20 protein-coding genes are annotated in these 18,845 nt (G+C 62.1%); 8 read left to right on the top strand and 12 right to left on the bottom strand.

The genetic code is table 11. The features are described 5' to 3' along the window. Positions 1-6: 6 nt before the first annotated feature. Positions 7-1,107 (bottom strand): ionic transporter y4hA, encoded by a 1,101-nt coding sequence (locus tag RSO67_RS13375; RefSeq protein ID WP_315843847.1) that lies wholly within the window; start codon positions 1,105-1,107, stop codon positions 7-9. A gap of 172 nt (positions 1,108-1,279) precedes the next feature. On the opposite strand from RSO67_RS13375, the gene RSO67_RS13380 reads away from it, so the two are divergent. Then, on the top strand, positions 1,280-1,672 hold the full coding sequence (locus RSO67_RS13380; protein ID WP_315843848.1) for a VOC family protein: 393 nt from the start codon (positions 1,280-1,282) through the stop codon (positions 1,670-1,672). Positions 1,673-1,734: 62 nt separating this feature from the next. Here the strand turns inward: RSO67_RS13380 and RSO67_RS13385 are convergent, their stop codons facing one another. The 9 genes from RSO67_RS13385 to RSO67_RS13425 form a co-directional block, all read right to left on the bottom strand. After that, positions 1,735-3,138 carry an NAD(P)(+) transhydrogenase (Re/Si-specific) subunit beta gene (locus RSO67_RS13385; protein ID WP_315843849.1) on the bottom strand — a complete coding sequence of 468 codons (1,404 nt, stop codon included), beginning with the start codon at positions 3,136-3,138 and terminating at the stop codon, positions 1,735-1,737. 10 nt (positions 3,139-3,148) lie between these two features. Next, complete coding sequence (locus RSO67_RS13390; RefSeq protein ID WP_089265888.1) at positions 3,149-3,463, bottom strand: proton-translocating transhydrogenase family protein; 315 nt, start codon at positions 3,461-3,463, stop codon at positions 3,149-3,151. A gap of 11 nt (positions 3,464-3,474) precedes the next feature. After that, on the bottom strand, positions 3,475-4,605 hold the full coding sequence (locus RSO67_RS13395; RefSeq protein WP_315843850.1) for a Re/Si-specific NAD(P)(+) transhydrogenase subunit alpha: 1,131 nt from the start codon (positions 4,603-4,605) through the stop codon (positions 3,475-3,477). Between the two features lie 82 nt (positions 4,606-4,687). Further along, positions 4,688-4,840 carry an aa3-type cytochrome c oxidase subunit IV gene (locus RSO67_RS13400; RefSeq protein ID WP_068728814.1) on the bottom strand — a complete coding sequence of 51 codons (153 nt, stop codon included), beginning with the start codon at positions 4,838-4,840 and terminating at the stop codon, positions 4,688-4,690. Between the two features lie 109 nt (positions 4,841-4,949). Continuing rightward, complete coding sequence (locus RSO67_RS13405) at positions 4,950-5,342, bottom strand: type II toxin-antitoxin system death-on-curing family toxin (protein WP_315843851.1); 393 nt, start codon at positions 5,340-5,342, stop codon at positions 4,950-4,952. 11 nt (positions 5,343-5,353) lie between these two features. Further along, on the bottom strand, positions 5,354-5,578 hold the full coding sequence (locus RSO67_RS13410) for an AbrB/MazE/SpoVT family DNA-binding domain-containing protein (protein ID WP_315843852.1): 225 nt from the start codon (positions 5,576-5,578) through the stop codon (positions 5,354-5,356). Between the two features lie 137 nt (positions 5,579-5,715). Beyond that, positions 5,716-7,614: a M3 family oligoendopeptidase gene (locus RSO67_RS13415; protein ID WP_315843853.1), complete on the bottom strand. Its 1,899-nt coding sequence runs from the start codon at positions 7,612-7,614 to the stop codon at positions 5,716-5,718. A gap of 25 nt (positions 7,615-7,639) precedes the next feature. After that, positions 7,640-8,077, bottom strand: coding sequence for a hypothetical protein (locus RSO67_RS13420; protein ID WP_315843854.1), 438 nt, complete (start codon positions 8,075-8,077; stop codon positions 7,640-7,642). Continuing rightward, positions 8,074-8,403: a helix-turn-helix domain-containing protein gene (locus RSO67_RS13425; RefSeq protein ID WP_089265882.1), complete on the bottom strand. Its 330-nt coding sequence runs from the start codon at positions 8,401-8,403 to the stop codon at positions 8,074-8,076. Before RSO67_RS13425 ends, RSO67_RS13420 begins: the two co-directional genes overlap by 4 nt. 110 nt (positions 8,404-8,513) lie before the next feature. On the opposite strand from RSO67_RS13425, the gene RSO67_RS13430 reads away from it, so the two are divergent. The 5 genes from RSO67_RS13430 to RSO67_RS13450 all read left to right on the top strand — a co-directional run bounded on the left by RSO67_RS13430 (position 8,514) and on the right by RSO67_RS13450 (position 15,653). Further along, entirely contained in the window at positions 8,514-8,855 is a 342-nt protein-coding gene (locus RSO67_RS13430; protein ID WP_315843855.1) for a hypothetical protein, read from the top strand. A 137-nt stretch (positions 8,856-8,992) separates the two neighbouring features. Continuing rightward, complete coding sequence (locus RSO67_RS13435; RefSeq protein WP_315843856.1) at positions 8,993-9,646, top strand: TerC family protein; 654 nt, start codon at positions 8,993-8,995, stop codon at positions 9,644-9,646. Between the two features lie 62 nt (positions 9,647-9,708). After that, positions 9,709-11,211 carry a sigma-54 dependent transcriptional regulator gene (locus RSO67_RS13440; RefSeq protein WP_315843857.1) on the top strand — a complete coding sequence of 501 codons (1,503 nt, stop codon included), beginning with the start codon at positions 9,709-9,711 and terminating at the stop codon, positions 11,209-11,211. A 314-nt stretch (positions 11,212-11,525) separates the two neighbouring features. After that, complete coding sequence (locus RSO67_RS13445; RefSeq protein ID WP_315843858.1) at positions 11,526-13,709, top strand: murein L,D-transpeptidase; 2,184 nt, start codon at positions 11,526-11,528, stop codon at positions 13,707-13,709. 285 nt (positions 13,710-13,994) lie between these two features. Continuing rightward, positions 13,995-15,653, top strand: a complete 1,659-nt coding sequence (locus tag RSO67_RS13450) for a DUF882 domain-containing protein (RefSeq protein ID WP_410001851.1) — start codon at positions 13,995-13,997, stop codon at positions 15,651-15,653. 172 nt (positions 15,654-15,825) lie between these two features. On the opposite strand, the gene RSO67_RS13455 is transcribed toward RSO67_RS13450, so the two are convergent. Together RSO67_RS13455 and RSO67_RS13460 are read right to left on the bottom strand one after the other, a co-directional pair. After that, positions 15,826-16,101 (bottom strand): DUF2312 domain-containing protein, encoded by a 276-nt coding sequence (locus RSO67_RS13455; protein WP_068728829.1) that lies wholly within the window; start codon positions 16,099-16,101, stop codon positions 15,826-15,828. A gap of 189 nt (positions 16,102-16,290) precedes the next feature. Beyond that, positions 16,291-16,593, bottom strand: a complete 303-nt coding sequence (locus RSO67_RS13460; RefSeq protein WP_068728832.1) for a DUF1244 domain-containing protein — start codon at positions 16,591-16,593, stop codon at positions 16,291-16,293. Between the two features lie 178 nt (positions 16,594-16,771). Between RSO67_RS13460 and RSO67_RS13465 the strand changes: the two genes are divergently transcribed. Both RSO67_RS13465 and pyk read left to right on the top strand, forming a co-directional pair. Then, entirely contained in the window at positions 16,772-17,380 is a 609-nt protein-coding gene (locus tag RSO67_RS13465) for a DUF1036 domain-containing protein (protein WP_068728834.1), read from the top strand. Further along, a complete protein-coding gene (gene pyk / locus RSO67_RS13470; protein ID WP_315843860.1) occupies positions 17,377-18,810 on the top strand; it encodes a pyruvate kinase in 1,434 nt (477 codons plus the stop codon). Before RSO67_RS13465 ends, pyk begins: the two co-directional genes overlap by 4 nt. The last annotated feature ends 35 nt before the right edge of the window (positions 18,811-18,845 follow it).

Consider the following 18,845-nt stretch of genomic DNA (forward strand, 5'->3'; position numbering starts at 1 on the left):
AAGTGGTCACGGCACAAACACCATGAAGATGAATACCGCAAACACCACCAAATGGACCAGCCCGAACAGGATGTTCGTGCGCCCGGTGCCAAAGGTCAGCATGCTCAGCACGAAGGTCATCACCAGCAGCACCATCTTCTGCGCACTGAGACCGAGCACCAATTCCTTGTTTAACGCATAGGCTGCCACCGCAACCGCAGGTATCGTCAGTCCGATGGTGGCGAGCGATGAACCGAGTGCGAGGTTGATGCTCTTCTGCAGATCGTTGCCACGCGCGGCAGAAATCGCGGCGACGCTTTCCGGCAGCAAGATCAGCAGCGCCACGAGGATACCTGCAAAGGCTTCCGGCGCGCCGATCCGTTCAATGCCGGCATCTACCACCAGCGAGAATTTCTTCGCCAGCAGCACCACCGCCAGCAACGAGACCAGCAGCAAAACGGCGCTGACGACCAGAAGACGGTTGGAAACATGCCCGCCTGCGGCACCTTCGCCACTTCCGTCTGCGACGAAGTAATCCTGATGTCGGATGGTCTGTGTGTAGAGAAACACCGCATAGAGCATGATGGTGGCGACGCTGACAAAAGCGAGCTGTGCGTTCGAATAGAAAGGTCCTGGAGTGGTCAGGGTGTAATTCGGCAGGATGAGCGTGATCGTCGCCATCACAATCAGCACACTGAGATAGATATTCGACCCCGTGACCTGGAAATCCTGCTCACGGTAGCGCAGCCCTCCGACGAGGATGCAGATGCCAACCAACCCGTTGCAAACGATCATCACCACCGCGAAGACTGTATCGCGCGCCAGCGTCGGGACGGATTTATCGCCGAGCATGATGCTGGCGATCAGCGCCACCTCGATAATGGTGACGGCCAGTGTCAGCAACAGCGTGCCGAACGGTTCACCGATCTTGTGTGCGATGACTTCGGCATGATGCACGGCGGCGAACACCGTGCCGAACAGGATGATCAGCAGAACAACCGCGAACACAATGCCAGCCGTCGTCTCCGTGAATCCGATCCCGAGCGAAGGAATCGACGTCGCGATAAAAAGCAGAACGGCCAATGTGGGGAAAATCCAGGACGATCTGGGCATGGGATGTGCTGACATCAAGCAAGTGTCCTGATTGAAAACGGGTTCGGCAGCAAGCGACACGCCGCCATTGCAGACCCACAAGACCGATTGCGACGCAGGGTCATGCCGTCTCGCCAAACTGCAGATGATGCGTATAGTTGCGTATCACCTGAAGGTGAGTTTGCAAGAAACCCGGAGAGGAAGCGAGATGTTTTCACATGTCATGATCGGCACCAACGACCTCGAAGCCGCAAAGTCGTTTTATGACAAGCTGCTCGGCACGCTGGGCGTCCCGCCCGGCGCCGTCGATCGCCACCGGGTATTCTGGCGGACCAAGACCGGCACTTTCTCGGTGTCGAAGCCGATCAATGGCGAGCCTGCTTGCGCTGCCAATGGCGGCACGATCGGCTTTCTCGCCAAGTCACAGGAAGAGGCCGATGCCTGGCATGCCGCCGGCATCGCCAATGGCGCCACCACCTGTGAAGAGCCGCCGGGCATCCGCGAAGGTGGCGTGAAGCTCTATCTCGCCTATCTCAGGGATCCCGACGGCAACAAGCTGTGCGCGCTATATCGCTTGCCGAAAGAGGACGTTGCGAGCTGACCTTCCAAACGAAAAACGCCCGGCTTTTCAGCCGGGCGTTTAATGAAATCCATGCGGGCCAGTTACATCGCCTTGACGATGTTCTCCGTCACCTTCTTCGCGTCACCGAGCAGCATCATGGTGTTGTCGCGATAGAACAGCGGGTTGTCGATGCCGGCATAGCCGGACGCCAGCGAGCGCTTGATGAACATCACGGTGCCGGCCTTCCAGACCTGCAGCACCGGCATGCCGTAGATCGGCGAGGTCTTGTCGTCTTCCGCCGCCGGATTGGTGACGTCGTTGGCGCCGATCACGAAGGCGATGTCAGCCTGCGCAAATTCCGAATTGATGTCCTCGAGTTCGAACACCTCGTCGTAAGGCACGTTGGCTTCCGCCAGCAGCACGTTCATGTGGCCGGGCATACGGCCTGCCACCGGATGAATGGCGTATTTCACCTCGACGCCTTCCTTCTTCAGCGTGTCGGCCATTTCGCGCAGCGCGTGCTGGGCCTGTGCCACCGCCATGCCGTAGCCGGGGACGATGATGACCTTCTGCGCGTTCTTCATGATGAAGGCCGCATCGTCAGCCGAGCCGAGCTTGGCGGGCTTCTGTTCGCCCGAGCCGCCACCAGCTGCAGCGGTCTCGCCGCCGAAGCCGCCGAGGATGACCGAGATGAAGGAGCGGTTCATCGCGTGGCACATGATGTAGGACAGGATCGCGCCCGACGAGCCGACCAGCGCGCCGGTGATGATCAGCGCCGAATTGCCCAGCGTGAAGCCGATGCCGGCGGCGGCCCAGCCCGAATAGGAGTTCAGCATCGAGATCACGACCGGCATGTCGGCGCCGCCGATCGGGATAATCAGCAGCGCGCCGAGCACCAGCGCGATGACGGTGATGAGCCAGAAGTCGACGGCACTGCCCGAACGGACCAGACCGAAGATGAAGAACACCAGCGCCAGGCCGAGCGCGATATTGATGATGTGACGTGCCGGAAGGATGATCGGCGCGCCGCTCATCCGGCCAGACAGCTTGGCGAACGCGATCACCGAGCCGGTGAAAGTCAGCGCGCCGATGGCGACGCCGAGCGACATTTCAACGAGGCTCGCGCCGACGATCTTCTTGGTCACCGGATCGAGAATCCCAAAGGCTTCCGGCGCATAGAACGCTCCCGCGGCGACAAGCACCGCGGCCATGCCGACCAGCGAATGGAAAGCGGCGACCAGTTCGGGCATCGAGGTCATCGGCACGCGCTTGGCGATGACGGCACCGATGCCGCCACCGATGGCGATACCGAGGATCACCAGGACCCAGCCGAGTGCGTCGGCCGGCGGATGCGCGGCCAGCGTGGTGCCCACGGCGATGACCATGCCGGCCATACCGAGGAAATTGCCCTGGCGGCTGGACGCCGGGCTGGACAGCCCGCGCAGCGACAGGATGAAGAGGATGCCAGCGACGAGATAGAGCAGTGCGGCGAGATTGGCGTTCATCGGGCTGCCCTTACTTCTTTTTCTTCTGGTACATCGCAAGCATGCGCTGCGTGACCAGGAAGCCGCCGAAAATATTGACGCATGCAAAGATCAGCGCGACGAAGCCGAAGCCGCGCGCCAAGGCGCCGCCACTGCCAACCATGTTGACGCCGACCGCGAGCAGTGCGCCAACCACGATCACCGAGGAGATCGCGTTGGTCACCGACATCAGCGGCGTATGCAGCGCGGGCGTCACCGACCACACCACGAAATAGCCGACGAACACCGCGAGCACGAAGATCGAGAGCTGAAAGACGAACGGGCTGACCAGCGAGGCATGATCCATGGCAGCGCTCCTTAAGCGGTCTTCGGCTGAAAGTTCGGATGAATGACGGCGCCGTCCTTGGTCAAAGCCGTTGCCTTGACCAGTTCGTCGTCCCAGTTCACTGCGAGCGCCTTGGTCTCTTTGTTGACCAACGTTTCGATGAACGAGAACAGGTTGCGCGCATAGAGGCTCGACGCCGAGGCGGCGACGCGGCCGGCGACATTGGTATAACCAACGATCTTGATGCCGTTGACGTCAGCGACTTCGCCGGGCTTGGCGCCTTCGACATTGCCACCGCGTTCGACAGCGAGGTCGACCAGCACCGAACCGGGCTTCATGGACGCCACCATCTCGGCGGTGACCAGACGTGGCGCCGGACGACCCGGGATCAGCGCCGTGGTGATGATGATGTCCTGCTTCTTGATGTGCTCGGCGGTCAGCGCGGCCTGCTTGGCCTGATATTCCTTGGACATTTCCTTGGCGTAGCCGCCAGCGGTCTGCGCGTTCTTGAACTCGTCGTCTTCCACAGCCAGGAATTTCGCGCCGAGACTCTCGACCTGCTCTTTCGTCGCCGGGCGCACATCCGTCGCGGTGACCACGGCGCCCAAGCGGCGCGCGGTGGCGATCGCCTGCAGGCCGGCGACGCCGACGCCCATCACGAACACCTTGGCGGCCGGAATGGTGCCGGCAGCCGTCATCATCATCGGGAAGGCGCGGCCGAAGCTTTCGGCGGCCTCGATGACGGCGCGGTAGCCGGCGAGATTGGCTTGGCTCGACAGCACGTCCATCACCTGCGCGCGGGTGATGCGCGGCATCAGCTCCATCGCGAAGGCCGACACGCCGGCATCCGCCATCGCCTTCAGCGCGGCATCATTGCCATAGGGGTCCATGATCGCGATCACCAGCGCACCGCGCTTGTAGCCAGCGAGTTCGGACGCCTCGGGACGCTTCACCTTGATGACGATGTCGGCGTCCTTCACCGCGTCGGCGCTGATCGTGGCGCCGACAGCAGTGTATTCCGAGTCCGGCAGGCCGGACTTGATGCCGGCACCAGGCTCAATCGCCACATCGACGCCAAGCGCCTTGAACTTCTTCACCGTGTCGGGCGAGATCGCCACGCGCGGTTCGGACGGATCGATTTCCTTGGCAACGGCAATCTTCATGGGGCCTCCGGCGGCGCAAGGCACGCGCGTGAGCAAATAGGACAGGACGCCACCCGAGCCGGGCGGCGCAATCGGCGATAGATCAGGTGAGGAAGATGCCCATTAGGGCCACGATGGCGACGACGCCGATAGTGCCCCACTTCACCAGCACGAGAAAGCCCTCATAGGTCTGCTCATGCGCCGGATAGTCGTTGCCATCGGCCGTGGTGTAAGCGACTTCGCTGTGATCGGACATCAGGGTCTCCCGCCTCGTACTTTCGTATGTTGCCACGGAATTAGCGCAATTGGATATGGAGAGCAACGGTTCGTGGCATACCACGCACGCCTTTAAATGATGCAGCGCATTATGCCGGCCAGTTATCCCGAATCCAGCGCGTGAGCGATTGCTCGCTGACTTCGCCGGCAGCGAGGGAGAGGATGATCGAGGTCGATTGCGCGGGATCGGGACTGAAGGCGACACGATTTTTGTCCAAGAAGATCATCATGCTCATGAACGCGATACGCTTGTTGCCGTCCACGAACGCATGGTTCTTCGCGAGCCCATACGCATAAGCCGCAGCCAGTTCGGCTAGCTCCGATTGCTCGTAACGCCATTTGTTGATCGGACGCTCCAGCGCCGATCGCAACATCCCCTCGTCGCGCAAGCCTGCTGCCCCACCAAAGCGGCGCAACTGACGGCTGTGGATGGCAATAGCTTGCTCATAGGTGATCCAGCGCGGCTCGATCGGGACGGTCATTTATGCTTTCGTCATTTGGCCAATGCGGCGAGTGTGTCCTTGTATTTTTCCATGATGCGATCGGCGATCTCGATCGTCTCTTCGAAATCTGGATCGTAGGGCGTGAGTTGGACTCCACCGCCAGCCAACTCTGTCACGTGCAGTTCCTGACCCCGCTTTAGGTCGAGCCGCTGCATCAATTCCTTCGGCAACAAGAGGCCATCGGAATTGCCGATTTTCTTGATCTCAAGTTTCATGTTCAGTCTCCTGATGCGTGGCCACAATCGGCCGGGTTGCCGTCTAGTTCGACCTCCTCCCCTGAAACGCCAAAGGGTGCGTTATACAGATGTATAACGCACCCTTTGGGCTCGTTCAACAAACGTTTTACGGCACCCTACCCCATCGCCTCCAGCTCATCGATCATCCCGGCGATGACCGACAACCCGCCATCCCAGAAAGTCGGGTCCTTGGCATCCAACCCGAACGGTTTCAGCAATTCGGAATAGTGCTTGGTGCCGCCGGCGGCGAGCATCGCGAGGTAGCGTTCCGCGAAGCCTTCCTGGGCGTTCTCGTAGACAGCGTAGAGCGAGTTCACGAGGCAATCGCCGAAAGCATAGGCATAGACGTAGAACGGCGAATGGATGAAGTGCGGGATGTACATCCAGAAGTTCTCGTAACCCGGCTTGATCTCGATCGCGGGCCCGAGGCTTTCGGTCTGCACGCTGAGCCAAAGCTCGCCGAGCCGCTGCGCGGTGAGTTCGCCGTGGCGACGCTCGGTGTGAACAGCGCGCTCGAATGAATAGAACGCGATCTGCCGCACCACCGTGTTGATCATGTCCTCGACCTTGCCCGCGAGCAATGCCTGGCGCTGCTTGGCACTCTTGGTCTGCGACAGCAGCCGCTTGAAGGTCAGCATTTCACCGAACACGCTGGCGGTTTCGGCGAGCGTCAGCGGCGTCGGCGCCATCAGTGCGCCGTTGCGGGCAGCAAGCACCTGATGCACACCATGGCCGAGTTCATGGGCGAGCGTCATCACGTCGCGCGGCTTGCCCTGATAGTTCATCAGCACATAGGGATGCGCCGACGGCGTGGTCGGATGCGAGAAGGCTCCGGGCGCCTTGCCCGGGCGCACCGGCGCATCGATCCAACGATCGGTGAAGAACCGCTTGGCGATATTGGCCATGTCGGGTGAAAACGCGCCATAGGCGGTCAGCACCATGTCCTGCGCGTCCGACCATGGAATCGTGCCGGTCGGTGCGAATGGCAGCGGCGCGTTGCGGTCCCAATGGGCGAGCTTCTTCTTGCCGAACCAGCGTGCCTTCAACTGATAGTAGCGATGCGACAGCCGGGGATAGGCCGCGCGCACCGACGACACCAGTGCATCGACGACTTCGCGCTCGACGCGATTGTTGAGATGGCGGGAATCCGCAATGTCCTGGAAACCACGCCAGCGGTCGGAGATTTCCTTGTCCTTGGCCAGCGTGTTGGTGATCAGCGCAAAGGTGCGCTCATTGGCCTTGAAGGTCTTCGCCAGCGCCTGCCCCGCCGCCTTGCGCTTGGCGGGCGCGCGGTCCTGCAGCATGGTCAACGTTGGCTCGATCGCCAGCTCCTTGCCGCCGAGCTTGAAGCGAAGCCCCGCGATGGTCTGGTCGAACAGGCGGTTGAAGGCGCCATAACCGGTCTGGGACTTCTCGTGAAACAGCTGCTCGACGCGGTCTTCGAGCTGATACGGCTTGTCCTTGCGGCTGTCTTCGATCCACGGCCGGTAGTGGCCAAGCTCGGGCGTCTGCATCGCCTGCTCGATCACGGCATCGTCGACACGATTGAGTTCGAGGCCAAAGAAGAGGAGATGCACCGACGCTGCGGTGATGCGCTCGGACACGTCGCCGTAGAATTTCGAAATCGCGGGATCGACGCTGTCGCCGGCATGAACGAGGCCGGCATAGGAGCCAAGCCGGCCGGCAAGATCGTCGATCGCCTCATAACGGCGAACAGCTCCCGCGAGCCACACACCGCCGCCGGGCTTGGCGGTCTCTTCCGCGAGCTTGCCCTTGTAGTCCGCTTCGAAGGCCGCGCATTCGGCGTCAATCTTGTCGAGATCCCCGGCAATCTCCGGCGCGTCGATCGCCGTATAGAGATCCGCAAGATTCCATTCCGGCAGCTTGCCCCCCGCTCGCGATTTGGCCGATGATTTCGACGCCACCTTGCGCACCGCCTTTTTGGCCGGGGCAGATTTACGCGAAACAGTTTTGCGGGAGGGCTTGGGAGTCCGGGCAGTCGCAGATTTCGTCATGGACACTTTCAGTTGGATGCAGCCGTCACACCAAAGCAGCGAGCTGCGGAGCGAAATGGACAAGCAGTTCTTCGCCCTCGATCATCAAGGGTTCGATCTCGTCATGAAGCATATGGCGAATCGTACACCACACCATGACAATCCGTGCGACAAGCCACCATCGCGTCCCGCGCAGCGCAGTGCGGGCATGCGCCGCCACCAGCGGCAGGCTGCGATGCTCGAACAACAGGCGCCCGGTGCCGTCTTCGAGAATGTATCGGCCACCCACGCGCGATACACACAATTCGCAGGCTTGCTCCGGCTGTGCTCCCAGCAGATAGAGCTGCGCATCGCCGTTCTCGGTGACGCCAGTCTCCCATTCGCGGCCGCGATGCCCGAGATCAATCGTATCGGCAAGCGTGGCGAGCTCGGTCTCGCTCCACGCGCCCTGCAGCGGTTTGCGCTGAAATGCGATGACGTTCATTTGGGTGCTCCAAACAGCAGCCGGTGCAATTCCGGCTCGTAATAGACCAGCAAATGTTTTGCGAAGGCGGCCGGCTCCAGACCGAGCTGAATGGCCCATGCTTCCATCGTTTCGGTGGGCACCCGACTGAAGCCGTTCTCAACCTGCGAGATGAACGTGTAATATTTGAGACCGAGTTTTGCGGCGAGATCGACCTGCGACAACCCGGCTTCCGCGCGCCGCGCCTTCAGCCAATCCCCAGCCTGTTTTCGCAACTGCCGCGCTTCCGGCAAGGCTTTGCCGCGCTGCACTCCAGCGAAATCCTCTTGATTTTCGCCACGTTTCATGATTACGAAACTATCCATTATGAATTAAAAATCTGACGACTTCCTGTAGCACGACTATCAAGCTGCAAGAACGTTGCGGACGGGATGAAACGATACCCGACGGGACAACGATGGCCTTTACGGATCGCAACAGCATCGGCTGCAAGTATGCGCCTCCTGCCCCTCACCGGGTCAAGGAGCTGTTTGCCGCAAGCCTTCTGCTGGCGCTGACCGCAGCACTGGCCTTGCGCGCATTTGTCTCGCTCGATGCGCTGGCGCCGATGGTCGCCACCCTGCTATTCGCACTTGCAGCATTGATGGCCGGTGGCGCGCTGCTTCCGCGGAACTTCGCGCGGCGCGCGACCTGGTTCGATGTCGCCGGCGTCCTGACCTTCATCGGGGTCGGCATCACCATTCTCATCGAGCCCGACCAGATGGTTCGGCTTGTCACCCTCTCGGATCAACCCGAGTAACGGATCGGATCAACCGCGGGATCAAACCCGCATGTTTTGCAAAGTACGACTTTTAACAAGCACGTCCTGGCCCGGGCCCCTCTGGCAGTTCACCCGAACTGTGATGTCGGACTGGACGTTCATACGGAGTGGCCCACATGACAGAGTTCTTCACCGCTGAAGCTATGACTGCACTTTTCCAGGTCGTGATGATCGATCTGGTTCTCGCCGGCGACAACGCCATCGTGATTGGCCTTGCGGCCGCCGGCCTTCCCAAGGAACAGCGCGGCAAAGCCATCCTGATCGGCATCATCGCCGCTACCATCCTGCGCATCGGCTTCGCCAGCATCACCGTTCAACTGCTGCAGATCATCGGCCTGCTTCTGGCCGGCGGCATCCTCTTGCTGTGGGTGTGCTGGAAGATGTGGCGCGAATTGCGCGCCGGGCATGAGCACGATCTCGACGCGCTCGAGAACCAGCTTAATGCCGACGGCACGGTCAACGGCCCGCGCAAGACGCTGGGTCAGGCGATCTGGCAGATCACCGTTGCCGACGTCTCCATGTCGCTGGACAACGTGCTCGCGGTCGCCGGCGCGGCGCGAGAACATCCGAGCATCCTGATCTTCGGCCTGGTGCTGTCGATCGCGCTGATGGGTCTCGCCGCCTCCTTCATCGCCAAGCTGCTGCAGAAGCATCGCTGGATCGCCTATGTCGGCCTCGCCATCATTCTCTACGTGGCTGGCGACATGATCTATCGCGGTGCCCGCGAAGTTTGGCCCTATGCGACGGCTTACCTCGCCCCGGTGTTATGAAAGCATTAAGGCTTTGATCGCCATGGTGGCTCAAATCGGGACATACCCGCTCTGGAGTTGCCATGGCCGAACGAATCCTCATCGCCGATGACGACGCCGTCCAGCGCCGCCTCCTCGAAAACATGGTGCAGCGCTGCGGCTATGAGGCCATCACGGTGGATAGCGGCGACGCTGCCATGGCCCGGTTGATTGATCCCGAAGCGGCCGCCATCGACGCGCTGGTCCTCGACCTGATGATGCCCGGCCTCGACGGCATGGGCGTACTCGACAAGATCCGCGACAGCGGCCTCAGCATCCCCGTCATCGTCCAGACCGCCCATGGCGGTATCGAGAATGTTGTGTCCGCCATGCGTGCCGGCGCGCATGATTTCGTCGTCAAACCTGTCGGCGTCGAACGCCTGCAGGTGAGCCTGCGCAATGCGCTCAATACCAGCGCGTTGAAAGGCGAATTGCAGCGCATCAGGCACAGCCGCGAAGGCAAGCTCACTTTTGCCGACATCGTCACACGCAATGCCGGCATGGACGCCGTGCTGCGCACCGCACGCAAGGCGGCGACCTCCACGATCCCCGTGCTGATCGAAGGCGAGTCCGGTGTCGGCAAGGAATTGATCGCGCGCGCCATCCACGGCTCGGGCGAACGCAGCAGCAAGCCGTTCGTAGCCGTGAATTGCGGCGCCATTCCCGACAACCTCGTGGAGTCGATCCTGTTCGGCCACGAGAAGGGCGCCTTTACCGGCGCCACCGACCGGCATCTTGGCAAGTTTGTCGAGGCTCACGGCGGCACGCTGTTTCTCGACGAAGTCGGCGAACTGCCGCTATCGGCACAAGTGAAGCTGCTGCGCGCGCTTCAGGAAGGTTCGGTCGAGGCCGTCGGCGGGCGCAAGCCGGTCAAGGTCGACGTCCGCATCATTTCGGCCACCAACCGCAAGCTGCTCGATCTCGTCAAAGCCGGGCAATTCCGCGAAGACCTGTTCTATCGCCTGCATGTGCTGCCGCTGACGGTGCCGCCGCTCCGGGCGCGCCGCGAGGACATTCCGTATCTGCTGCGACATTTCCTGGCGCGTTTCTGCGCCGAGGAGAACAGACCGATTACCAGCATCGCCGGCGACGCCATGACGATGCTCACGCAGCTCGACTGGCCGGGCAATATCCGGCAGCTGGAAAATGCCATCTACCGCGCCGTGGTGATGAGCGAAGGCGATCAACTCGGACTGGCCGACTTCCCGCAAACGACCGCGCACACTCCCTCGATCGTGGCATCGGCGGTCGCGCCGCTGATTGTAGACTCCGTCTTCCACACGATGGCGCCGACCATGGTACCGGGCATCGACGCAGCCCCGATATCGCTCGCCGCCGGAAGCCTGTCCATGCTGACAGCCGAGAACGAGGTAAGGGCACTGGAAGAGCTCGAATCCGAGATCATCCGCTTTGCCATCGCGCATTATCGCGGCCAGATGTCGGAAGTCGCACGGCGCCTCAAAATCGGCCGGTCGACGCTCTACCGCAAGCTCGATGAGGCAGCGGAGAAAGATTCATCGATTGCGGATTCCGCACCGTCGAACTGAACTTCTCGCCTCCCACGCGATTGAACATGTTGTTGCGATCGCTATGGAACTTGAACCGTTGCGGTCTGGTGACACACAAAGTCAAAAGCATCGGTGAAACCTCGGTATGCGTTGCAAACCGGGAAGGTTGAGGTCAGTTTGTTGTGACTTGTCCGACAAGCGCTAGCGCTTGTGCCGGGCGCGTGTATCGTCTGCACAGGAAGCGCTCTGAATCGGAGCGAGCAGGCAAAACAGCGCGACTGCTTCAACCGAAGCTGATGACGTCAGACTAGAACTGTTCCATGCCGGAACAGCTCACCTAACGAGGTGCGAGAATGCGAGACTATTCCAAGGGCCGCTCGGGATTCGACCGCGTGCTGATGGCCGTGGCCGCTACGTTCCTGACGGTTTCCGCTGGTGCCGCAGCTGCTGCCCAGAGCGCAGCGCCCCGCGACAGTGTCTCCGAACTCGCCATCGATGCGGCGGTGCCGCGCCCGGAACCCGCCAACGTAGCCCCGCCGACCGCCGCCGACTTCAAGGCCGATGCACCGAAGGCCGAGACCACCGCGTCCGTGCCGGACGCGACCCGGACGTCCGAGAAAACCATCGGCTCGACCTCGACCGATACGCCAAAGGCAACCGAGGCCGCGCAAGCGCCTGCGGATGTGAAGCCGAGCGAGGCTGTAACCGCGCCCGCCGCTGCCACACCGCCTGCCGCGACTGCCGTCGCACCTCCCGCAGCCGAGCCGCCGAAGGATGTCGCCAAGGACATCGCCAAGCCCGCGACCACCGTTGCGTCCAGTGATCAGCCGGTCGCCGAGAAACTGCGCGATATGTTCGGCGCCAAGTCCACGCGCTATTTCGACCGCAAGGGCGAGCGCGCCGCGGTCGAGAAGTTCTACACCGCACGTGACTTCGCGCCGATCTGGACGCAGGCTGGCGCGGCGACTCCTGCCGCCAAGGGCGTCATTGCGCGCCTCAAGGACGCCGCTTCTGACGGCCTCGACGCCGCCGATTATCCGGTGCCGGATTTCACCGCGGCGAATACGCCCGATGCGCTCGCCGAGGCGGAGCTGAAGCTCACCGCCAGCATGCTCGACTATGCCCGTCAGGCGCAGAGCGGCCGCATGCACTGGTCGCAGGTGACTGGCGACATCATGTATCCGGAGCATCCGACCGATCCGGCGGAAGTGCTCGCCCATATCTCGACGGCGAAGAACGCTTCGGCAGCCCTCGACGCCTACAACCCGCCGCACAAGGGCTATCAGGAGCTGAAGAAGAAGCTCGCTGAACTGCGCGGCGAAACCGCAACGCCGGTACAGCCGATCGGCGAAGGCCCGGCGCTGCGTTTCGCCAAGGCCACGAAGAAAAATCCGAACCCGACCGTGATGGACGACCCGCGCGTGCCGTTGCTGCGCGCTCGCCTCAATGTCGAGAGTCCGGCCGAGACCAAATACGACGCTGCCGCCGCCGAGGCCGTTCGCAAGTATCAGGCCAGCAATGACCTGAAGGCCACCGGCGTGCTGGACGAGGCCACCGTGCGCGCGATGAATTCGCCGAAGCGCGATCGCCACATCGATACGGTGCTGGTCAACATGGAGCGTTGGCGCTGGCTGCCACGCCAGCTCGGCGCGTCCGCAGTCGGCAATGCCTATGTGATGCTGAACATCCCGGACTATACGCTGAAAGTGATGCAGAACGGCGCGCAGGTCTGGACCACACGCGTCGTCGTCGGCAAGCCGGGCAATCACGCCACGCCGCTGATGACCGAGACGATGAAGTACATCACGGTCAACCCGACCTGGAACGTGCCGCCGTCGATCATCTACAACGAATACCTGCCCGCTCTGCAGCAGGACCCGACGGTGCTTGACCGCATGGGCCTCAAGCTGACGCGCAATTCCGACGGCAGCATCCACATTGCGCAGCCCCCCGGTGAAGCCAACGCGCTGGGCCGCATCCGCTTCAACTTCCCGAACAAGTTCCTCGTCTATCAGCACGATACACCGGACAAGAACCTGTTCGGTCGCGACGAGCGCGCCTTCAGCCACGGCTGCATGCGCGTGCAGAATCCGGATCAATACGCCGCGACGCTGCTGAATATCACGATGCCGAACGAGCACTACACGCCGGAGAAGGTTCGCGGCATGTATGGCCGCAGCGAGATTGACCTGAAATTCCCGACGCCTATCCCGGTGAACATCACTTACCAGACTGCCTTCGTCGATGACGCCGGCAAGCTGCAGCTGCGCAAGGACATCTACGGCCGTGACGCGCAGATGATGCAGTTGCTCCGCGGCGGCAAGAACAAGGATCTGGAACAGGTCGTCGCCCGGGCCCAGCCGAGCTATTCGCGCCCGCGCGCGGATATCCCGCAGGGCGTGGCCTTCAACGACAACGGCTCGCGCATGGCCAGCAATGGCGGCCTGTCCTTCTTCGAGCGCCTGTTCGGCGGCGGTGCCCCGGCACCTCAACCGGTGGCACCCGGCCAGAAGCCGCGCCGCACGGTGACCCGCTAAAAGCGGCATCCGGCGTCAAAATTCGAAAGACTTATCAAGGGCTTCACCTTCCGGTGGAGCCCTTTTTACGTTTCGCCCTTTATCCAGATTAACCATCGTCCACCTGGAACCCGGCAGCGGGCTATTTTTCGCCATACTCAATGGGTTAAGTTTAATGGCTGGCTGAAAAGCCCGCTTGGGGGGATGGGTTGTAAATCTCGGTTAACCCTCCCGTTTTAAGAGTACGTTCACTCTCTGTCGCCGCATGGGGTAGCGAGAGAGTTGTCGACTTGGGTGGGTTCATACGTGCTGAGCGGTTTCGCACGCAAAACGAGATTGCGGACATCGCGCGCTGGCTTTCATGCCGGCCTCGCTTCAGTTCTGCTGATGGCAGGCGCCAGCTCCGTCCATAACGCCACCGCTCTCGACGAAACCCGCACCCTCTCGTTCCACCACACCCATTCCGGCGAAGACCTCACCGTCACGTTCAAGCGCAATGGTCGCTATGACGACGACGGGATGAAGAAGATCAACTACTTCCTCCGCGACTGGCGCAGCCAGGACCAGACCAATATGGATCGTCGCCTGTTCGACATCCTCTGGGAGGTCTATCGCGACGTCGACGGCAAGGCGCCGATCCAGATCATCTCCGCCTATCGCTCTCCCGCCACCAACGCCATGCTCCGCCGCCGCTCGTCCGGCGTCGCTCGCGCCAGCCAGCATATGCTCGGCCATGCGATGGACTTCTTCATTCCCGGCGTGGCGCTGGAAAAGATCCGCTTTGCCGGTTTGCGCCTGCAACGCGGCGGCGTCGGCTTCTATCCGACCTCCGGCTCGCCTTTCGTGCATCTCGACACCGGCAGCATCCGTCACTGGCCGCGCATGACGCATGACCAGCTGGCGCGCGTCTTCCCCGACGGCCGCACCGTGCATCTCCCCACCGACGGCCGGCCGTTGGCTGGCTATCAGCTGGCGATGGCTGAGATCGAGAAGCGCGGCGATGGCGACAGCGCAGCCTTTTCCAAGAGCAAGCCGGGCTTGTTCGCCTCGCTGTTCCGTGGCGGCAAGTCGAATGACGACGAAGACGAGAGCGCAGCAGCCGCGATCGCACCCGCCAAGCCATCGCCTGTCGGCATGATGGCCGCCGCGATGCCTGCGAAACCGATCGATACGAAGCAGGCCGAAACGAAGCTGGCTGAGGCGAAGTCCTCGGACCCCGTCCCGATGCCCCGCTCCAAACCGGCCGCAGCGGCAACCTATCAGCTCGCATCGGCTGACACCGAGACCGTTCCGGTACCGCGCCCGAAGGCACCGATTCCGGCGCCAGCGGCCAAGGCCGACAACCGGCCGCAGACGCCGGCCGATATTATCAATGCCCGCGGCTTCTGGGATGATATGCCGGCGCCGAAACAGGCCACGCCGCAGCAGGTCGCCGCGATCACCGCGCGCCAGGCCTTGGCCAATGTGGTCGATCCGCAGCCGGCCGCCACCGAGTCCAGCTTCGCCAAGGCGATGGCCTATGCGCCGCCGGCTAACTCCCCGGTCGATCGCGCCAATGTCGTTGCCGCCAGCGCGCCGATCCCACGTAGCATGCGTCCGGCCTCCGTGGCCAAGAACCCGATGGCGGTGAACAACATCACCACCGTGGTTGCGAAGGGCGCACAGGGCCAGAGCAGCACTATTGCAGTCGCGACCCGCCTCACTGCCGCTGCCATTCCTGACAATCATGTCTGGATGCGCGCGATGATCCTGGCGCCGAGCGCCACCACATCGATGTCGGCCTCAGTGATGGGCGACGGCGACATGACCATCCTGCGCGCACACTTCGTCAAACCGCAGGCGGTGGTGGCGATGACTTTCTCGGATGATCCGCAGCTCGGTCTGGTCTGCGACCGCTTCACTGGCTCGGCAACGGCCTCGCTGGCGACGACCGCGTTTGTGATGCGCACGGCATCGCTGCGTTAAGAGCGCGAATTTCTCAGACTATAATGGTGTCATGGCCGGGTTTGACCCGGCCATCCATCGTTATTTTTGTGGCTAGCTGGATACGCGGGTCGTCTAGCGCGAAGACGCGCTTCGCGCTTTTGCCCGCGTATGACACCTGAGTGTTTGGCTGAGTATTGGCGCGCTAAGCGCCTTACAGCATTCCCAAGGCCTGCAGATAGGTCTCGAGGATTGTCTCCTGCTCCGCACGCTCGTTAGCGTCCTGCTTGCGCATGCGGATGATGGTGCGCAGCGCCTTCACGTCGTAGCCGTTGCCTTTGGCTTCGCCATAGACGTCCTTGATGTCGTCGGAGATCGTCTTCTTTTCTTCTTCAAGGCGCTCGATACGCTCGACGATAGCCTTGAGCTGATCCTTGGCGAAAGAATGTGTCGCCTGATCGTCCAGCACGGACGCAGCAGAGGTGGCCATCGAAAACTCCTGGTGAACTGATGTTGCTTGAAGCGGATATGGGGTGGGTTTGAGTGCGCAGCGTTATGCGCGCATTAATCTTAAGGAAATGACACTCATGACCACGGCGCCCTGCGTCAAGGCGACTTCGCGGTCATCCACAGCGCCCCCACAGCTTTGATTTTCTTGGCTGAAAAAGACCAGAAAACCTCAATGTCCACTGTGCGCTTTCTTCATGGCCTCAATTTGTTCGGGTTTGGCCTCGGCCTGATGCAGCGATTTCCAAGTCTCATAAGGCATGCCGTAAATCGCTTCGCGGCTCTCGTCTTTGGTCATCGCCACGCCCTTGGCGTCGGCAGCGTCCTTCAACCAGTTTGACAGGCAGTTCCGGCAGAAGCCGGCCAGATTCATCAGGTCGATATTCTGCACATCGGTGCGACCGCGCAAATGGTCAACCAGCCGGCGAAAGGCGGCGGCCTCAAGTTCGGTCTGGATCTTGTCGTCAATCGCCATGAAATGGTCTCGCTGTTGCACTCGATACCGGCCTGTCGTCTTCGTGTAACATGGGCGCTGTCACAGATTTTGCCATATCACACCACAAACCGCCTGGCGGGGCAGAATTGGTTCCGCGACCGTTGACAGGCCCGCCCGGTCACGCGAAATCGTCAACGAATTGAGATAGCTTCGCCGCATGACCGCAAGAGATTCCCATTCCCGATCCTTTCGACGCGTCCCCCTCGCCGGCCTGTTGCCGGTGCTGGCGCTGGCCCTGTCGTGCCTGTGGGCGAGCCCGGCGGCGGCTGATTTCCGGCTGTGCAACAACACCTCGAGCCGGGTCGGGATCGCGCTGGGCTACAAGGATGCCGAAGGCTGGACCACCGAGGGCTGGTGGAACGTCTCATCGCGGGCCTGTGAGACCCTCCTGCGCGGAACCCTGGTTGCGCGGTATTATTATATCTACGCACTCGATTACGACCGGGGCGGTGAGTGGTCGGGTCAGGCCTTCATGTGCTCCCGCGACAAGGAATTCACTATCAAGGGCACTGAAAACTGCCTCGCGCGCGGCTTTGACCGGACCGGTTTTTTTGAGGTCGATACCGGCGAACAGCGTGCCTGGACGGTGCAACTGACCGAAACCAACGAACAACCGCCGAAGCTGCCGGGCATTCCGGGGCCGACCGGACCGCCTCCGGGCGCCCCCGGCGCGGGCTTCCCCGGTCTGCCCAACACGCCAGGTGGCGCGCCCCCGGGCGGGTCAACGACCCTGCCGCCATCAGTACCGCCGGGAGGCAAACAATGAGACGTCAACGCCGCATCAAGATTCTGGCCACGCTCGGCCCTGCCTCCTCCGACAGCGCGATGATCCGCAAGCTGTTCGAGGCTGGTGCCGACGTGTTCCGCATCAATATGAGCCACACGTCGCATGACAAGATGCGCGAGCTGGTGAAGACCATCCGCAATGTCGAGAGCAGCTATGGCCGCCCGATCGGCATTCTGGTCGATCTGCAGGGCCCGAAGCTGCGCGTCGGCGCCTTTGCCGAAGGCGGCGTGCAGCTCAAGAACGGCGAGAGCTTCGTGCTGGATTCCGATCCCGCGCCCGGCGACGCCACTCGCGTGCACCTGCCGCATCCGGAAATTCTCGCAGCACTTCGCCCGGGCCATGCGCTGCTGATCGACGACGGCAAGCTGCGGCTGATTGCCGAGGAAACCACCAGCGAGCGCGCATTGACCCGTGTCGTGGTCGGTGGCCGCATCTCGGACCGCAAGGGCGTCAGCCTGCCCGACACCGACCTGCCGGTCTCGGCCATGACGCCGAAGGACCGCGCCGATCTCGAGGCCGCGCTGGAAACCGGCATCGACTGGGTCGCCTTGTCCTTCGTGCAGCGCGCCGAAGACGTTCATGAAGCCAAGCGGCTGGTGCGCGGCCGCGCATCCATCATGTCGAAGATCGAGAAGCCGCAGGCGATCGATCGTCTCGATTCCATTCTGGAAGCGTCCGACGCACTGATGGTGGCGCGCGGCGATCTCGGCGTCGAACTGCCGCTGGAACGGGTACCAAGTCTACAAAAGCGCATGACGCGCATGGCGCGCCGCGCCGGCAAACCGGTCGTGGTCGCTACGCAGATGCTGGAGTCGATGATCCAGAGCCCGGTGCCGACTCGTGCTGAAGTCTCCGACGTGGCGACGGCCATCTATGAAGGCGCGGACGCCGTCATGCTGTCAGCCGAATCCGCCGCCGGCAAATTCCCGGTCGAAGCCGTCTCGACGATGAACCGCATCGGCGAGGAAGTAGAGCGCGATCCGACCTATCGCACCGTACTGATGGCCCAGCGCCCCGAACCTGAGCCGACCGTCGGTGACGCCATTGCGGACGCCGCACGACAGATCGCAGAAACGCTGGACCTGTCTGCGATCATTTGCTGGACCAGCTCAGGATCCACCGCCGTCCGCGTCGCCCGTGAACGGCCGAAGCCGCCGGTGGTAGCGATCACGCCGAACCTCGCCGCCGGTCGCAAGCTCTCGGTCGTGTGGGGCGTACACTGCGTGGTGGCGGAGGATGCGAAGGACCTCGACGACATGGTCGATCGCGCCGGACGCATCGCTTTCCGTGACGGCTTCGCCAAAGCCGGCCAGCGGGTCATCATTGTCGCTGGCGTGCCGCTCGGCACACCAGGTGCGACCAACATGGTTCGCATCGCTTATGTCGGGCCGAACGACGCGGATATGTAGTTCACTGATACAATCTCTTCCCGCGATGGCGGGGA

The sequence above is a fragment of the Tardiphaga sp. 709 genome (assembly GCF_032401055.1).
Lineage (GTDB): Bacteria > Pseudomonadota > Alphaproteobacteria > Rhizobiales > Xanthobacteraceae > Tardiphaga.

Excerpts from the sequence above, each read along its gene's own strand:
- RSO67_RS13405 (WP_315843851.1), bottom strand. The coding sequence starts at position 5,342 with ATGACCGTCCCGATCGAGCCGCGCTGGATCACCTATGAGCAAGCTATT.
- RSO67_RS13390 (WP_089265888.1), bottom strand. The coding sequence starts at position 3,463 with ATGGATCATGCCTCGCTGGTCAGCCCGTTCGTCTTTCAGCTCTCGATC.
- RSO67_RS13410 (WP_315843852.1), bottom strand. The coding sequence starts at position 5,578 with ATGAAACTTGAGATCAAGAAAATCGGCAATTCCGATGGCCTCTTGTTG.
- RSO67_RS13420 (WP_315843854.1), bottom strand. The coding sequence starts at position 8,077 with ATGAACGTCATCGCATTTCAGCGCAAACCGCTGCAGGGCGCGTGGAGC.
- RSO67_RS13465 (WP_068728834.1), top strand. The coding sequence starts at position 16,772 with ATGACCGCAAGAGATTCCCATTCCCGATCCTTTCGACGCGTCCCCCTC.
- pyk (WP_315843860.1), top strand. The coding sequence starts at position 17,377 with ATGAGACGTCAACGCCGCATCAAGATTCTGGCCACGCTCGGCCCTGCC.
- RSO67_RS13385 (WP_315843849.1), bottom strand. The coding sequence starts at position 3,138 with ATGAACGCCAATCTCGCCGCACTGCTCTATCTCGTCGCTGGCATCCTC.
- RSO67_RS13400 (WP_068728814.1), bottom strand. The coding sequence starts at position 4,840 with ATGTCCGATCACAGCGAAGTCGCTTACACCACGGCCGATGGCAACGAC.
- RSO67_RS13435 (WP_315843856.1), top strand. The coding sequence starts at position 8,993 with ATGACAGAGTTCTTCACCGCTGAAGCTATGACTGCACTTTTCCAGGTC.
- RSO67_RS13460 (WP_068728832.1), bottom strand. The coding sequence starts at position 16,593 with ATGGCGATTGACGACAAGATCCAGACCGAACTTGAGGCCGCCGCCTTT.
- RSO67_RS13455 (WP_068728829.1), bottom strand. The coding sequence starts at position 16,101 with ATGGCCACCTCTGCTGCGTCCGTGCTGGACGATCAGGCGACACATTCT.
- RSO67_RS13425 (WP_089265882.1), bottom strand. The coding sequence starts at position 8,403 with ATGAAACGTGGCGAAAATCAAGAGGATTTCGCTGGAGTGCAGCGCGGC.
- RSO67_RS13375 (WP_315843847.1), bottom strand. The coding sequence starts at position 1,107 with ATGTCAGCACATCCCATGCCCAGATCGTCCTGGATTTTCCCCACATTG.
- RSO67_RS13380 (WP_315843848.1), top strand. The coding sequence starts at position 1,280 with ATGTTTTCACATGTCATGATCGGCACCAACGACCTCGAAGCCGCAAAG.
- RSO67_RS13415 (WP_315843853.1), bottom strand. The coding sequence starts at position 7,614 with ATGACGAAATCTGCGACTGCCCGGACTCCCAAGCCCTCCCGCAAAACT.
- RSO67_RS13395 (WP_315843850.1), bottom strand. The coding sequence starts at position 4,605 with ATGAAGATTGCCGTTGCCAAGGAAATCGATCCGTCCGAACCGCGCGTG.
- RSO67_RS13430 (WP_315843855.1), top strand. The coding sequence starts at position 8,514 with ATGGCCTTTACGGATCGCAACAGCATCGGCTGCAAGTATGCGCCTCCT.
- RSO67_RS13445 (WP_315843858.1), top strand. The coding sequence starts at position 11,526 with ATGCGAGACTATTCCAAGGGCCGCTCGGGATTCGACCGCGTGCTGATG.
- RSO67_RS13440 (WP_315843857.1), top strand. The coding sequence starts at position 9,709 with ATGGCCGAACGAATCCTCATCGCCGATGACGACGCCGTCCAGCGCCGC.